General features: G+C 71.9%; 14 protein-coding genes. 12 read left to right on the plus strand and 2 right to left on the minus strand.

Going from position 1 to position 15,719, the window contains the following annotated elements:
* The first annotated feature begins 36 nt into the window (after positions 1–36).
* A complete protein-coding gene (locus ACYQ0U_RS05250; protein ID WP_459970170.1) occupies positions 37–1,554 on the plus strand; it encodes a PucR family transcriptional regulator in 1,518 nt (505 codons plus the stop codon).
* Between the two features lie 82 nt (positions 1,555–1,636).
* On the opposite strand, the gene ACYQ0U_RS05255 is transcribed toward ACYQ0U_RS05250, so the two are convergent.
* A complete protein-coding gene (locus tag ACYQ0U_RS05255) occupies positions 1,637–2,278 on the minus strand; it encodes a LysE family translocator (protein WP_459970173.1) in 642 nt (213 codons plus the stop codon).
* A 62-nt stretch (positions 2,279–2,340) separates the two neighbouring features.
* On the opposite strand from ACYQ0U_RS05255, the gene ACYQ0U_RS05260 reads away from it, so the two are divergent.
* From ACYQ0U_RS05260 to ACYQ0U_RS05310, 11 genes are all read left to right on the plus strand, one after another.
* The gene (locus ACYQ0U_RS05260) at positions 2,341–3,513 is read left to right on the plus strand and encodes a YibE/F family protein (RefSeq protein WP_459970175.1); all 1,173 of its coding nucleotides are present in this window, start codon (positions 2,341–2,343) and stop codon (positions 3,511–3,513) included.
* A 21-nt stretch (positions 3,514–3,534) separates the two neighbouring features.
* Positions 3,535–4,629: a carbohydrate kinase gene (locus tag ACYQ0U_RS05265; RefSeq protein ID WP_459970177.1), complete on the plus strand. Its 1,095-nt coding sequence runs from the start codon at positions 3,535–3,537 to the stop codon at positions 4,627–4,629.
* Entirely contained in the window at positions 4,626–5,546 is a 921-nt protein-coding gene (locus ACYQ0U_RS05270) for a pseudouridine-5'-phosphate glycosidase (RefSeq protein WP_459970180.1), read from the plus strand. The genes ACYQ0U_RS05265 and ACYQ0U_RS05270 overlap by 4 nt, the downstream gene beginning before the upstream one ends.
* Positions 5,547–5,585: 39 nt before the next feature.
* Positions 5,586–6,707: a glycosyltransferase family 4 protein gene (locus ACYQ0U_RS05275; RefSeq protein WP_459970184.1), complete on the plus strand. Its 1,122-nt coding sequence runs from the start codon at positions 5,586–5,588 to the stop codon at positions 6,705–6,707.
* Positions 6,707–7,540, plus strand: a complete 834-nt coding sequence (locus ACYQ0U_RS05280) for an SGNH/GDSL hydrolase family protein (RefSeq protein WP_459970186.1) — start codon at positions 6,707–6,709, stop codon at positions 7,538–7,540. Before ACYQ0U_RS05275 ends, ACYQ0U_RS05280 begins: the two co-directional genes overlap by 1 nt.
* A gap of 40 nt (positions 7,541–7,580) precedes the next feature.
* The gene (locus tag ACYQ0U_RS05285; RefSeq protein ID WP_459970188.1) at positions 7,581–9,230 is read left to right on the plus strand and encodes a DUF429 domain-containing protein; all 1,650 of its coding nucleotides are present in this window, start codon (positions 7,581–7,583) and stop codon (positions 9,228–9,230) included.
* 294 nt (positions 9,231–9,524) lie between these two features.
* Entirely contained in the window at positions 9,525–10,769 is a 1,245-nt protein-coding gene (locus tag ACYQ0U_RS05290; protein WP_459970190.1) for an HNH endonuclease, read from the plus strand.
* A 512-nt stretch (positions 10,770–11,281) separates the two neighbouring features.
* A complete protein-coding gene (locus ACYQ0U_RS05295) occupies positions 11,282–12,217 on the plus strand; it encodes an SNIPE associated domain-containing protein (protein ID WP_459970192.1) in 936 nt (311 codons plus the stop codon).
* Positions 12,126–12,377, plus strand: a complete 252-nt coding sequence (locus tag ACYQ0U_RS05300; protein ID WP_459970447.1) for a GIY-YIG nuclease family protein — start codon at positions 12,126–12,128, stop codon at positions 12,375–12,377. The genes ACYQ0U_RS05295 and ACYQ0U_RS05300 overlap by 92 nt, the downstream gene beginning before the upstream one ends.
* A 143-nt stretch (positions 12,378–12,520) precedes the next feature.
* A complete protein-coding gene (locus tag ACYQ0U_RS05305; RefSeq protein WP_459970194.1) occupies positions 12,521–13,468 on the plus strand; it encodes a hypothetical protein in 948 nt (315 codons plus the stop codon).
* A 37-nt stretch (positions 13,469–13,505) separates the two neighbouring features.
* Positions 13,506–14,516, plus strand: a complete 1,011-nt coding sequence (locus ACYQ0U_RS05310; RefSeq protein ID WP_459970196.1) for a S8 family serine peptidase — start codon at positions 13,506–13,508, stop codon at positions 14,514–14,516.
* Positions 14,517–14,604: 88 nt separating this feature from the next.
* On the opposite strand, the gene ACYQ0U_RS05315 is transcribed toward ACYQ0U_RS05310, so the two are convergent.
* On the minus strand, positions 14,605–15,681 hold the full coding sequence (locus ACYQ0U_RS05315) for an alkene reductase (RefSeq protein ID WP_459970198.1): 1,077 nt from the start codon (positions 15,679–15,681) through the stop codon (positions 14,605–14,607).
* Positions 15,682–15,719: the final 38 nt, after the last annotated feature.

The raw sequence follows: 15,719 nt of genomic DNA on the forward strand, positions 1-15,719 counted from the left end.
TGTCCCCAGTCGGCCGCCGAGTGCGACACTGTGTCCGTGCCGGTGACCGTCCGCGAAGCGCTCGCGCTCCCCGCCCTCGCGGCGGGCGACCCGGTCGTGCTCGGCGGCGAGTCCGGCCTGGACGCGGTGCTCCGCTGGGTGCACGTGTCCGAGGTGCGCGACGTCGGCGCCGTGCTCGCCGGCGACGAGCTGGTGCTCACGACCGGCCTCGGCATGGCGGCCTCGGCGGACGCGGCCGACGACTTCGTCCGGCAGCTCGTCGAGGTCGGCGCCGCGGGACTGGTCATCGAGCTCGGCGCGGCGTACCCCTCGGTGCCGGAGCCGGCGCTGCGGCGGGCCCGGGCGGCCGGGCTGCCGCTGGTCGCGCTGAACCGGCCGGTGCGGTTCGTCGACGTGACCGAGGAGGTGCACCGCGCGATCGTCGCGGAGCAGTTCGAGGAGGTGCGGTTCGCCGGCGACGTGCACGAGACGTTCACCGCGCTCGGGCTCGAGCGCGCGCCGATGGGGCGGCTGGTCGAGGCCGCGGCCGACCTGGCCGGCGGCTCGGTGGTGCTGGAGGACCTGGCCCGCCGGGTGCTGGTGCCGGTGGCGCGCGACGAGCCGGTCGAGCGGCTGCTGACGGACTGGGAGCGGCGCTCGCGGCTGACGCCGTTCCTCCGGGCCTCGGGCGTCGGCGGCCCGGAGGGCTGGCTGACCACGCCGGTCGGCATCCAGGGCGGTGCGTGGGGGCGGCTGGTGCTGCCGCGGGCCGGCGCCCGGGGGCGACTGGTGCTGGAGCGTGCGGCGCAGGCGCTCGAGCTGGGCCGGATGATCGAGCGCGACGAGACCTCGATCCAGCTGCGGGTGCACGGCGGCTTCCTGCTCGACCTGCTCGACGGCCGGGTCGGCAGCGAGCCGGTCGCCGCCGCGCGGCTGCGCGCCCTCGGCGTCCCCGGGTCGGCCTCGTACGTCGGGGCGGTGGCCCGGCTGCGCTCCGAGGGGCCGGTCGACCGGCTGGTGGCGGCGCTCGGTGCGGTCCCCGGCCTGGTCGGTGTGCTCGACGCGGTCCACGTCGGGCTGCTCGTCCCCGCGTCGAGCGACCTCGACGCGGTGGCCCGGTCGCTCGGCCAGGACGCGGTCCTGGCCGCGGGGCACGTGGTGGCCGGCGTACTCCCGGCGGCGAACTCGCTGCGCTCGGCCCGCGTCGTCGCCGACGTCGCGGCCACGCTGCCGGCGCTCGACGGGTGCGTGCGGCAGGCCGACATCCGGCTGCCCGGGCTGCTGATGTCGCTGCGCGAGGACGCGCGGCTCCAGGAGTTCGCCGAGGCCGAGCTCGGCGCCCTGCTCGAGCACGAGGCCCGGCACGGCGGCGGGCTGGTCGACCTGCTGCGCCAGTTCCTCGCGGTCGGCGGCAACAAGACCGAGCTGGCCCGGGTCGCCCACCGCAACCGGACCTCGCTCTACCCCGCGCTGCGTCGCCTCGAGGACCTCGTCGGCCACCCGCTCGACGACCCCACCTCGCGGCTCTCGCTCGGGGTGGCGCTGCTGGCCCACGACCAGGCCCGCCAGCTGTAACGCGGGGTTAGGACATCTGGTCACCCCGTTCGAACGGGATCAAAGACGTCCTAACCCCGCGTTACAAGTGGCGGCGGCGCGACTACTCCGACGCCGCCATGGTCGCGCCGAGGCCGATCATCATCACGCCGCCGGCGACGCCGAGGCGGTCGAGACGGTGGGGGCGGCGGGCGAACCAGTCGCGGGCCCTGCTGGCGGCCAGGGCCCAGGCGCCGTCGGAGACGACGGCCATCGCGCCGAAGACGACGCCGAGCAGGGCGAGCTGGGCGCCGGGGTGGCCGGCGGGCTCGTTGACGAACTGCGGCAGGAACGCCACGAAGAACACGATGGTCTTCGGGTTGGTGAGCCCGACGGTGAAGCCGATCCGCAGCGAGCGCGAGGCGGGCGCCGGGACCACGTGCTGGCCCTCGACGGCCACCAGTGCGGCGCGGGCGTCGGCGCGGTGGCGGATGGCCTGGACACCGAGCCAGACGACGTACGCCGCACCCGCGACCTTGAGCACGGTGTAGGCCTCCGCGCTCGCGGCGACGACGGCGCCGAGGCCGACGGCGACGAGCAGCACCTGCGTGGTGATGCCGAGCGCGTTGCCGACCACCGAGAGCAGGGCGTCGCGACGGCCGACGGTGAGGGCGCGACCGATCGTGAACAGCAGGCTCGGCCCCGGCACCTGGATGAAGAGGGCGCTCGCGATCACGAAGGCGAGCCACTGGCTGGTCGTCGGCACGCAGGCCATTGTGGAGGGTCCGGGCCGCCGGTGCCCGAGGTTTGTCGTGGAGGATGTGCGCCATGGGTTCGGGACATGCGCACGGGGCGCACCGCGCGCACCGGGCCGACGGGGACGGGTTCGAGGTGGCCCGCGGGCCGCGGGCGGTGCTGCTGGCCTGCCTGGCGCTGGCCGCGGTCGTCACGGTCGCGGCCGTCGTGTGGCTGTGGCCCGACGGCGCCGAGGTCGACCGGATCAAGGACGAGGTCAGCTTCGCGGCCGACGGCGTGACGTTCCCGAACGCGGTCGTGCAGCAGGTCGCCGGCGACGGCGCGGTCGAGGTCATCGTGCAGGAGGGCACGGGGAAGGGCGACCAGGTCACCGTCCGGGTCCCACCCCAGGTCGTCGACGCCGGGCTCCGGGAGGGCGACGAGGTCAAGCTCCAGCGCATCCCCGCGACCGAGGGGACCGAGCTCCAGTACAGCTTCTTCGAGACCGTCCGCTCGACGCCGCTGCTGGTGATGACGCTCGCGTTCGTGGTGCTCGTGCTGCTGGTCGCACGGTGGCGGGGGCTCTTCGCCCTGCTCGGGCTGGTGTTCAGCGGCGTCGTCATCTGGAAGTTCCTGCTGCCGGCGCTGCTCACCGGCGCGCCCGCGCTGGCCGTCGGCCTGGCCGGGTCGGCGCTGATCATGTATGTCGTCCTCTACACGACCCACGGCTTCTCACTGCGCACGTCGACCGCGCTCGCCGGCACGCTGGTGGGCGTCCTGGTGACGGCGGCGCTGGGGACGGTCGGCGCCGCGACGACCCGGGCGACCGGCGTCACCGACAACGGCTCGATCCTCCAGTCGCTGGCGGGCGACCTGAGCTTCCAGGGCCTGTTCACCTGCGCGATCGTCATCGCCGGCCTCGGCGTGCTCAACGACGTCACGATCACCCAGTCCTCGGCGGTGTGGGAGATCCGCGGGGCCGGCCCCGCCCTCGGCCGCCGGCAGGTGTTCACGAGCGGCATGCGGATCGGCCGCGACCACATCGCCTCGACCATCTACACGATCGTGTTCGCCTACGCCGGCACCGCACTCGCCGTCCTGCTGATCCTCCAGCTCTACGGCCTGCCCTTCTCGGTCCTCCTCACGACCGAGGACGTCACCGAGGAGATCGTGCGGACGCTCGCCAGCAGCATCGGCCTGGTGCTGGCGGTGCCGCTGACGACGGGCATCGCCGCCCTCGTCGTCCCCGGTCCTTCATCTGAATAAGGATCCTTTATCCTGGTCAGCATGAGCCTGACCGAGCGCGAGAACGAGATCGTGGCGCTGCTGCGCCGCGACCCGTTGATGGGCTCGGCGGCGATCGCCGACGCCCTCGGCACCACGCGCGCCGCGGTCAACGTGCACCTGTCGAACCTGGGCAAGAAGGGCGTGATCCTCGGCCGCGGCTACGTGCTCAGCGAGCAGCCGTCGGTCGTGGTGATCGGCGGCGCCAACATGGACGTCAAGGCCCGGAGCAGCGCGACCGCGGTCCCGGCGACCAGCAACCCCGGAACCGGCTCCATGGCCGTCGGCGGGGTCGGCCGCAACATCGCCGAGAACCTCGCCCGCCTCGGCACCCGCACCCACCTGGTCGCGTCGATCGGCAGCGACGGCCTCGGCGACCAGGTGCTCGCGGCGACCTCCGGCGCCGGCGTCCACGTCGAGCACGTACGCCGCAGCGCCCGGTCGACCGGCACCTACACGGCCGTCCTCGACGCCGACGGCGAGCTCGTCGTGGCGGTCGCCGACATGGCCGCGACCGACGAGCTGTCGACCGAGCAGGTCAACGCCGCGCGGGACCTGGTCGCCGCGGCGGCGCTCGTCGTGCTGGACGGCAACCTCGCCCCGGAGACGATCGGCTTCGCGCTCGACCTCGCGGCCGCCGCCGGCACCCGGGTGGTGCTCGAGCCGGTCAGCGTGCCCAAGGCCGCCGCCCGCGCCCACCTCGTCGCCCCCGAGCGGCCGATCCACGCGATCACCCCGAACCGCGACGAGCTCGGGGCGCTCACCGGCCTGCCGACCCGCACCGCCCGCCAGGTCGAGAAGGCTGCGAACGCCCTGCACGAGCGAGGTGTCGAGCTCGTGTGGGTGCGCCTGGGCCCCGACGGCTCGCTCCTCAGCACGCGCGAGGAGAAGACCCCGCTGCCGTCGCTCGCGGCCGAGGTCGTCGACGTCACCGGCGCCGGCGACGCGATGCTCGCCGGCTTCTGCCACGCGCTGCTCGCCGGCGCCGGCACGACCGAGGCGGCGGCGTACGGCCACGCGGCCGCCGCCCTCACCATCGCCAGCCCGCACACGGTGCGGCCCGACCTCACCGACCGACTCGTCAGGAGCCTCCTGTGACCCACCCCCTCCTCACCGTGACCGACGAGGTCGCCAGCGCGCTCGCCGAGGGCGCGCCCGTCGTGGCGCTGGAGAGCACGATCATCAGCCACGGCATGCCCTACCCCCAGAACGTCGCGATGGCGATCGAGGTCGAGGGGATCATCCGCGAGCACGGCGCGGTGCCGGCGACGATCGCGGTGCTCGACGGCCGGCCCCGCATCGGCCTGTCGGCCGACGACCTCGAGCTGCTCGCCAGCCACGAGGACGTCACCAAGGTCAGCGTCCGCGACCTGCCGGTCGTGATGGCGCGCGGCGCCCACGGCGCGACCACCGTGGCCTCGACCATGCGGCTGGCCGCGCTGGCCGGCATCCGGGTCTTCGTCACCGGCGGGCTCGGGGGCGTGCACCGCGGCGCCCAGCAGACCTTCGACGTCTCCGCCGACCTGACCGAGCTCGGCCAGACCGACGTGGCGGTCGTGAGCGCCGGGGTGAAGTCGATCCTCGACATCGGGCTCACCCTGGAGACCCTGGAGACGCTGGGCGTCCCGGTGGTCGTGCTCGGCAGCGACGAGTTCCCGTCGTTCTACTCCCGCTCCAGCGGCCACGCGGCGCCCAACCGGGTCGACTCCGCAGCCGAGATCGCCGCGCTCATGGACGCCAAGTGGCGCCTGGGCCTGGGCGGCGGTGTCGTCGTGGCCAACCCGATCCCGGCCGAGGACGAGATCCCGGCCGACGAGATCGGTGTCATCATCGAGCAGGCGCTGGCCGACATGGACCGGCTCGGCGTCCGCGGCAAGGACGCGACGCCGTACCTCCTCGGCCGGATCGTCGAGATCACCGGCGGCGCCTCCCTCACGGCCAACATCGCGCTGGTGCGGAACAATGCGCGCCTGGGTGCTGCCATTGCGCGGGAGTTCGCCCGACCCTCCCGGTGACGCCACCGGCCGTTCACCGGCCACACCCACCGTGAAGGCATGCGCGTCGCGATCGTGACCGAGTCCTTCCTGCCGCAGGTGAACGGCGTCTCCAACACGGTGCGCCATGTCGTCGAGGAGCTCACCGACACCGGCCACGAGGCCGTCGTCGTGGCCCCCGGCCCCGGACCCCACCACTACCGGGGCGTGCCCGTGGTCCGGGTCCGCTCCGTCGGCCTGCCGGGCTACAGGTCCTTCCCGGTGGGGCTCCCCGACGGCGCACTCGCGCGCACGCTCGACCGCTTCGGCCCCGACCTGGTCCACCTGGCCTCGCCGATCGCGCTCGGCGCCGTCGGCCTCCGGGCCGCCCGCCGCTACGAGCTGCCGACGCTCGCCGTCTACCAGACCGACGTCGCCGGCTTCGCGCGCCGATACGGCGCCGGCGCCGACCTCGTGGCCGACCTGGTGGCCGACCAGGTCGTGGACCGGTGGGTCGGACGCCTGCACAAGCGGGTGGACCGGACGCTGGTGCCGTCGTCGGCCTCGCTCGACCAGGTCGCCGCGCTCGGCGTGGGCAACCTGCACCTCTGGCGGCGCGGCATCGACCTCGACCTCTTCGACCCGAGCCGTCGCAGCGCGGCGATCAACGCGCACTGGACCTGCGGCCGCAAGGTCGCGGTCGGGTACGTCGGCCGGCTGGCCCACGAGAAGCAGGTCCACCGGCTCGCGGCGCTGGCGAGCCTGCCGGACGTCCAGCTGGTCGTGATCGGCGACGGCCCGGCTCGCGCCGAGCTCGAGCAGCGGCTGCCGACGGCTCACTTCACCGGCCTGCTGCGCGGCCACAAGCTGGCGGCGGCGTTCGCCTCGCTCGACGTGTTCGTGCACACCGGCGACGCGGAGACCTTCTGCCAGACGGTCCAGGAGGCCCAGGCCAGCGGCGTCCCGGTGGTCGCGCCGGCCTCGGGCGGACCGCTCGACCTGGTCGACCCGGGCCGGACCGGGCTGCTCTTCGACCCCTCCGACCTCGGCACGCTGCGCGACCAGGTGGCCGCGCTCGTCGACGAGCCGGACCTCCGCGCGACCCTCGCCGGCCACGGCTGCGCGGCCGTGTCCGGCCGGGGCTGGGCGGGGGTGGTCGCCGAGCTGGTCGACGTCCACTACCGCGCGGTGACTGCCGCTTGATGCGGACGTTCCTCACCGCCACCGGTGTGGTCGCGGCCTCGGTCGCCGCGTCGGCGTACGCACTGCGCCACCAGGCCGCGATCGCCCGCGCCCGGATCGGCAAGCCGCTCGGCGAGGAGGCGCTCCGGATCGACAAGACCTACAAGTCGTCCTACGGCGACCCGGTCGACCTGCTGCTGGTCGGGGACTCGATCGCGGCCGGGCTGGGCGCCGAGCGCCCCCGGGACACCCTCGGCGGCCAGCTCGCCCGCCGGCTCGCGCGGGCCACGCACCGCAGCGTGCGGCTGCGCAGCGTCGCGGTGGTCGGCGCCGAGACCTCCCACCTCCCCGGCCAGCTCGCGAGGCTGCCGCCGGGCTACGTGCCGGACGTCGCGGTCGTGGTGGTCGGCGGCAACGACATCACGCACCGGGTGCGGGTCGCGGACTCGCGGCGCGACCTGGGCGAGGTGGTGCGTCGCCTGCGCGGGCTCGGCGCCGAGGTCGTCGTCGGCACCTGCCCGGACCTCGGGGCGCTCCAGCCGCTGCCGCAGCCGCTGCGCTCCCTCGGCTCCCGGGCGTCGCGCCAGCTCGCGGCCGCCCAGCGCGAGGTCACCACCGAGCACGGCGGCTACGTCGTGGCGCTCGCGCAGGTCGTCGGCCCGTTCTTCATCACCCAGCCCGACGAGATGTTCGCGCTCGACCGGTTCCACCCCTCGGGAGCCGGCTACCGGCGCACCGCGAAGGCGATGCTGCCCAGCGTGCTGTTGGCGCTCGGCCACGCCGAGTCGGTGCCCTTCGGCCACCACCCGCCCGTGGTGACCCGCGAGGGCTCCGCACCCGGACTTCGGCGCTGACGTTCGTGGTTCCGGCGGCGCACTAGGGCAGGCTGAGCCCGTGCACTACATCGGCATCGACCTCGCGTGGGGGACGAAGAGCCCGACCGGGCTGGCGGTCCTCGACGCGGACGGCGCGCTCGTGCACCTCGCCACGGTGCACACCGACGAGGAGATCCGGGACGAGCTGGCGCCGTACGTCGAGGGCGCCTGCCTGGTCGGCATCGACGCGCCGCTGATCGTCACGAACCCGACCGGCTCGCGGGTCGCGGAGCAGGAGCTGAACGCGGACTTCCGCGGCTTCGAGGCCGGCGCGCACCCGTCGAACACCGGCAAGCCGGAGTTCCGCGACGGGACCCGGGGCGCGCGCGTCGCCAAGCTGCTCGGCCTCGACATGAATCCGGCGTCGGGCCGCACGAAGCGGGCGATCGAGGTCTACCCGCACCCCGCGACCATCGTGCTGTTCGGCCTGTCGAAGACGCTGAAGTACAAGGCGAAGCCCGGCCGGACGCTGGACTCGATGCGGGCCGAGCTGCTGCGGCTGATGGGGCACGTCGAGCGGGTCGTGCGCACCGACCGCACCTGGCAGGCGCTGCGCACCCAGGTCGAGACCGCGACCCGCAAGGTCGACCTGCGCGAGGTCGAGGACCAGGTCGACGCGGTGGTATGCGCCTACGTCGCGCTGTTCGCGGACCGCTGGCCCGAGCGGGTGACGACCTACGGCAGCTTCGAGCTCGGCTACATCGTCACGCCGACGCTGCTCGACGCGCACGCCACGATCCGGCAGGCGGTCGAGGAGTACGAGCTGCTGCAGCCCGGCCTGGTCGAGGCGGCCGAGGAGTACGTCGCCACGGTGACCTCGATCCTCGACGAGGCCGGCATCAACTACCTGACGGTCACCGGGCGGGCGAAGAGCGTCGGCTCGTTCGCGGCCAAGGCCTCGCGCACCGTCGACGGCCGCCCGGGCTACACCGACCCCCTGCGCGAGATCACCGACCAGGTCGGCGTCCGCGTGATCACCTACGTGCGCAGCGACGTGGCCGCCGTGGCCGACGTGCTCGGCGCACAGCTGACCGTGATCGACGACCGCGACCTGGGGCAGGAGACCGCGAGCGAGGGCCGGTTCGGCTACGCGAGCCGGCACCTGCTGCTGGCCCGCGAGGGCGGCGTCGCGCAGGTGCAGGTGCGCACGGTGCTCCAGCACGCGTGGGCCGAGTTCGAGCACGACATCCGCTACAAGGGCACGGTGCCCGCCGAGCACGCCCGCGACTTCGACCGCCGGTTCACCCTCGCGGCCGGGCTCCTCGAGCTCGCCGACCAGGAGTTCACGACGATCCGCGAGCGGCTGCGCGGTGGGGCGGTCGCCTCTCCCGTCGCCGCATCCGGCGGCGTGTCGCCCCAGGAGCTGGCGGCGTACCTGGCCGGGCAGTACCCGGACGCCGAGTGGTCGCGCACCGACCACTACGCCTGGATCGCCGGCCTGCTGCCCGAGCTCGGCATCACCACGCTCGCCGAGCTCGGCGACGCCCTCGCCGGCGTGGACTCCGCGGCGATCGCCGCGCGGATGGACTACAAGTACCCGCCCGGCGCCGTGCGCCGTCTCGACGACGCGCTGCTGTCGGCGTTCGGCGAGAGCTACGTCGACCTGCCCGGCAACGCCCACCGCCGCGACGCCCTCCGCACCCGCCTCGCCCGCATGGACGGTGGTTGATCTCGTCGTCCTTCCGTACGGCGCAAGGATGCGCGCGAGTCCTCCGCCGTCAAGGGTTCGCTTCGCCGCTTCGCGCCCTTGACGGCTCCTCCCTCGCGCACAGTTGGCGCCTATCGGAAGGACGCCTACCTGCGGTCCGGCCGGCATGCTCGCGGTGGTTGAGGAGGGCGCTCTGCGCCCGTCTCGAAACCACCCCAGCCTGTGGAACAACCGTGACCCTTTCGTGACCCAGATCCCTGTGAAACAAGGGCTTCTAGGCATTTCGTTGTCGGTGGGCAGTGCTTGAGTAGACCCATGACAGCGATCGCCACACCCCGCCACCGGGTCAGTGTCGCGACCGCGCACGTCCACGCCGAGCTCGACACCGTCGCCGACGCCTCGGTGTGGTCGATGGACGCTGCCGAGACCGCCTCCACCCTGGTCGCACTGCAGCGGGCCGAGGCCCGGATCTTCGAGTTGAAGGCCCGCGTCGCGGCGCACGCCGACGACCTCCACGTCGGCTCCGAGGTCGGTGCCTCCTCGGCGGCGAACTGGCTGGCGCACGAGTCCAAGGCCACCCGGGCCGATGCGCACGACATCGTCCGGCTCGGCCACTCGCTGGAGCAGCACCAGCAGACCCGGTCCGCGCTCGCCGCCGGCCAGGTGCTGGCCGAGCAGGCCCGGGCGATCATCCGCTGGGTCGACCGGCTCCCCGCCGAGGTCGACGCCGAGACCCGCGAGCAGGCGGAGGCGCACCTGCTGGCGCAGGCCCGGCACCACGACGCGAAGGCGCTGAACCGGCTCGGCAAGCACCTGTACGAGGTCGTCGCCCCCGACGAGGCCGATGCCCGGGAGGCCGCCCTGTTGGCCAAGGAGGAGGCCGCCGCGGCGAAGGCGACCCGGCTGTCGATGTGGGACGACGGGCAGGGCCGGACCCACGGCACCTTCACCATCCCCACCCTCGCCGGAGCCGCATTGAGGAAAGCCCTGGCCGCGCTCGCCGCACCCAAGCACCGCGCCGCCGCCGAGGGCCCCGGCCCGGAGCGCCGCCCCACCCCCGAGGCCCTTGGTCAGGCGTTCCGCGAGCTGATCGAGCGCTACCCCACGGACCGGCTCCCCAAGACCGGCGGCGTCAACGCCACCGTCGTGGTCACCATCGACCTCGACGTCCTCACCGGACGCCTGGGGAAGGCCGGGGTCCTCGACACCGGCGAGCGCATCTCACCCGCCCTGGCCCGCCGGCTGGCCTGCGAGGCCGGGGTCATCCCCGTCGTCCTCGGCGGCGCCTCCCAGCCCCTCGACGTCGGCCGCAAGCACCGGCTCTTCACCGACGCCCAGCGCCTCGCCCTACAGGTCCGCGACCGCGGCTGCGCCGCCGAAGGCTGCGACCGCACGGCGGGCCTGCACGCCCATCACAAGCAACGCTGGACCGACGGCGGCACCACCGACCTCGACAACGCCATCTCGCTGTGCCACTGGCACCACAACCGCGCCCACGACACCAACTACCAGACCACCTACCACCCCAACGGCGACGTCAGCTTCCACCGACGCACGTAACGGGAAGTCCGCTCACCCCGACTCCTTCCGCTACATCGGCCCAATGCCCTATGGCAGTTCAGTCGACCGAGTCGGGTCCTCTTCCGCTGTCCGTGTACTTGGTTTCCGTCACCCTCGGCGTGGTGCTGCTCGTTGGCGTTGCCGCGGGCTACACCTGGGCGGTCCACCGCGGGTGCGATCCCGTACCGGTGAGGTCGTGCGGGGGTCTCCTGCGGGACTGGCTCGGGGCCGCTCTTCGACGATGCTCGTGACGGCCGGGCATTGTCCACGGAGATGGCCTCATCTTCAGTCGTGAAGTTGTGAGCGAAGACTTGTCCGCAGCGACCTCAGCACATCGGTGCGGGTTCAGGGATGTTTTCGCCCGCGCCGACAGGTGGCGGAATGTCGCTGCTCGCACGTCGCGCGAGCCGGAGGCCAGGCGCGCGGTGCTGCCGGGCGGCTGCTGTCCGTCTTGCTGGGCGTGCTGGTATGCAGCGACGAGATCTCGGAAGCGAATCCAGGGGGAAGAGGCCATGACCAACCCGCCGGCGAACTGGTACCCGGATCCTCATGATCCCGATCAACTGAGGTACTGGGACGGCCACCAGTGGACCGAACACCGAGCACCGCGGGAGGCCCGCTCCCCGGCACGGACCGCGTCGAGCGCTGCCGAGCCGAGCGTTCCCGCAGCACCTAGCGCCGGCCCGCAGGCTGGGTCGAAGACGAAGGTTCCGCTGTTCGGCGCTCGCAACGTGGCTCGCCAGCAGGCTGACGAGCTCGAGCAGCTGCGGGCCGAGATGCAACGCCTCGGTGTGCTGGACGCTGCTGACCTACAGCGGGAGGCCGAGCGCCTGCGCACCGAGGTGGAAGGGCTGCGGCGGGAGTACGCGGAGCAGCGGTCCCAACTCGAATCGGAGTTGTCGAAGCTCAGGCAGCGAGTGGCGCTCACGCAGGAAGAGGAGATCCTCCAGGAAGTCGGGATCTACACCTACCGGCATCCGCTCAACGACTCCGTGGCGTACAGGGAGCAGTTGAAGGTGCTGCAGGAGCAGATCAAGGCGATGGCCCGCAAGGACGGCGGGGCGATCCAGGCGACCAGCAACTGGCAGGTCAACGGCTCCGCGGCACAGGGCCGCAAGATGGTGAGCGACTTCTCCAAGCTGATGCTCCGCGCCTACAACGCCGAGGCCGACAACCTGTCGCGCGGCATGAAGCCCTACAAGCTCGCGACCGCCGTGGACCGCCTGGAGAAGGTCGCGTTCACGATCGAGCGGCTCGGGAAGACCATGTCGATCCGAGTGGCACCGGAGTATCACCGTCTGCGCATCAAGGAGCCTCAGCGACGCATCAGTTCCGTTCAACTTCGACGTCCATGCACTGTTCTTCGCAGACGACGCCGTCGACATCGAGAGCAAGATGCACGCCCGGCTCGCCGACCGACGTGTCAACCGCGTCAACCTCAGACGTGAGTTCTTCTACGCCACCCCAGCCGAGGCTCGTGACCTGCTCGCCGAGCTCACCGGAGAACTGCTCCAGTTCGACGAACTACCTGAGGCGATCGAGTTCCATCAGGGCGTGTCGGTCACAGATGAGGATGCCGCCGTCATCAAGGCTCCCGCCGGGACCTGACGACGGAGAATGGCGGCGGTAGGACGCTCCCCATCGGACCCATCTGAGGAGCCGGCGCACGGCGGAGAGAACCCGTAGCCCACTTTGGTGGTTTCGACCCCAAGGCGCGTCGGCACCTGACCGAGGCCTGTACACCGGTTCCCATGGCCACCAAGGCGTGGAAGGAAGGCCCCGTTGTGCTTCGGGCAGCCTCCCTCGAGTCCTGGCAGGGCCAAGAGCGGTCTGGGATTCTGACTCTCAGCGGCAGATGTCCCCGCTGCGATGCCGACTTCTCCCAACAGATTCATTCGTCGACAGTGATCGTGACCGCGGCAGCAGACGGTGAGGCCGCGTTCGACGCGGTGACCTACTTCCCATGTGCGTGCGAGGAGGTGCACGCAGGTAGGCCGAAGACCAAGGACAAGGGCTGCGGCGCCTACTGGGTGGCGCAGCCGCGGAAGAACAAGCACAACGATCGGTACCACCTCGAGATCTCCGCGCAACCGGAGCTGAATGCCGCAGCCAAGCTCATCGCGGAAGAGTCGCAGGCGACGGGGAAGGGGCTTCGCACTCTTGCGGAGAAGTGGATTCCAGGGGTCGGTGCCATCGTCGGGATCCTCGGCCTGGCCGGCGTGGTCGTGTCCAAGGACTCGGTGGCCGGCCTGGGTTGGAGTGCCCGGCTGCTCGCATTCTCGCTCGTGGCACTGGCCGTGCTCACGGCCGCCGGTTCGGTCATCCTGGTGTACCGGGCCGCGTTCGGCTGGCCGAAGGAAGTCTCGCTTCGCACCAACGACGACGTCCTCGCCGCAGTAGAGAAGATCAACAGCCGCAACGCTCAGATCGCGCGGAACGTACGGATCGGCGCCGGACTGTCCGTTGCCTCCTTGACCGCCCTGCTCGCCGCGCTCGGGGTCCTGTGGCTTCAGCCGGATCCCGATCGGCCGGTCACAGCCACCTACGACGACGGCGGCAGGGAGATGTCACTGTGCGGAGAGGTGGTGGGGGTGAAGGACGGCCAACTCCAACTCAAGGTCACAGATGGGCCGCGAACGACTACGGAGTCCATCGACATGACCTCGGTGACAGAGCTGGAGCAGAGAGCGAAGTGCTGAGGAGGCGGAGAAGATGTGCGACCTGGTAGGAGGTTCGGTGACATTCACGGGACCTTTCGGTGCTCTCCACGAGCTGCACGACGGCTGGGACCGACTCCGCACCGCTCGTGCGATGTACCTCGAACCACCTCAGATGGGATACCTCGGGCACCTCGAAAGCGAGCGTCCCTTCGACGACCGAGCCCCCGCCGTGGCCCGCGTGCACCATAAGTGGGAACTCGGTGTGCCGGTGGCAGAGCGACTCCAGGCCGAGATGATCCTCCACCAACTGCCGATCCTGGTTGAAGCTGAGCACCGCGTTGGACTCTCGGCTGGCGGAGGACCCGGCGGTGGAGGTGGGATCCCATCCGTGGCCCTCGATCCTGCTGCCCTCGCGGCGGTCGACACAGACGCAGTGAAGGGTTCGGCCCCCGGTCCAAGGGTCGCCGTCATCGACACCGGTGACCTGCTCGGCAAGCCGACGATGTCGGACTTCACTGGCGGCCTTGCCGGCCCCATGCCGGCCGACGATGTCGTGGGTCACGGCACCGCCGTCGCAGAGGTCATCCGTCAGGTCAACACCAACTCAGACGTGAGTGCGCTACGCGCCGTCAACGCACAGAAGGGCGGCAGCTACGAGCTGTTGTGCGCCATGACGTACGCGCTGTGGTCCGGGATGTTCGACGTCGTGAACGTGAGTCTGTCAGCCCAAGGAACCAACACATGCATGACGGTGCTCGGGGGCTCCCTCGATATGGTCCTGGACATCTGCCACAACAACGGAGTGATTCCGCCTCAGATAGTTGCAGCGGCAGGTAACACCACCACAGGTCAGGCGTTCGGGTACCCCGCGAGCCTGCCTGGCAGCACGGTCGTGCAGGCCTGGGACTTCTCCCGCTCTCCAACGACCTACAACGTCGCTGTTCCCTCGACCCATCAGCCAGTGCATGCGACCGGCGGTGACGCCGCGGACACCTTTGGCACCATCACGGATGGCGCAGGGAACGTCGAGCCGATCTACGGCACTTCGTTCGCGGCGGCCGTCGCCACGGCGCTCCTTGTCCCTTGAGGCTGGCGAGGCGTCTTCCAACAACCGAGGCGTTCTCGACGACAGCGGCGGCCGGTGAGGCACCGGCCGCCGCTGATCGTGGGGTGTGTCAGGCCTGCTCGAGGGTGGGGTAGTCGACGTAGCCCTCGGGGCCGCCGCCGTAGTAGGTGGCCTCGTCGCCCTCGTTGAGGTCCGCGCCGACGCGGAACCGCTCCGGCAGGTCGGGGTTGGAGATGAAGGCTCGGGCGAAGGCGACCAGGTCGGTGCGTCCGTCCGCGACGGCCGCGTCGGCGGACTCCCGGCCGTACTCACCGGCGGTGATGATCGTTCCGTCGTATGTGGACCGGGCCAGCGCGGTGGGTCCGCCGACCTCGTCGAGGCCCACCGGCGGGAGGGTCTGCGAGGTCTCGACCACGTGCAGGTAGGCGAGGTCGTAGTTGTTGAGCGACTTCATCGCGTAGCCGAAGGTGTCGGCCGGGTCGTCGTCGCTCATCCCGCCGAACGCGCCGCCGGGCGAGAGCCGCAGGCCCACCCGGCCGGGGCCCCAGACGTCGGTGACGGCGTCGAGCACCTCGAACAGGAACCGGGTGCGCTTCGCCACCGAACCTCCGTACTCGTCGGTGCGCTGGTTGGAGCCGCTCTGCAGGAACTGGTCGATCAGGTAGCCGTTGGCGCCGTGCACCTCGACGCCGTCGAAGCCGGCCGCCTTGGCCTGGTGAGCCGCGAGCCGGAACTCGTGCACGACGCCGGCGATCGAGGCGGTGTCCAGCTCTCGCGGCGTCGGGATCGGCTGCATGCCCTCGGTCGTGAAGATGTCCTCGCCCGGCGCGATCGCGGAGGGCGCGACCGGCGTCTGCCCGTGGACGGCCGGGTGGCTCATCCGGCCGACGTGCCACAGCTGGGCGAAGATGCGGCCACCCTTCGCGTGTACGGCGTCGGTGACCTTGCGCCAGCCCGCGACCTGGGCGTCCGTGTGGATGCCCGGGGTGAACGGGTAGCCCGCCCCGAGCTCACTGACCTGGGTGCCCTCGGTGATGATCAGCCCGGCACCGGCGCGTTGCGCGTAGTACTCCGCGTGGAGGTCGCCCGCGACAGTGTCGAAGGCCCGGGAGCGGGTCATCGGCGCCATCACGATCCGGTTCTGCAGCTCGATCGGTCCCAGCTGGTACGGCTCCAGCAGGCGCATGCGCTACTCCTTCATGTTCGGGGGTCGTGGTTCTGCTC

This window comes from Nocardioides pyridinolyticus (genome assembly GCF_054653575.1).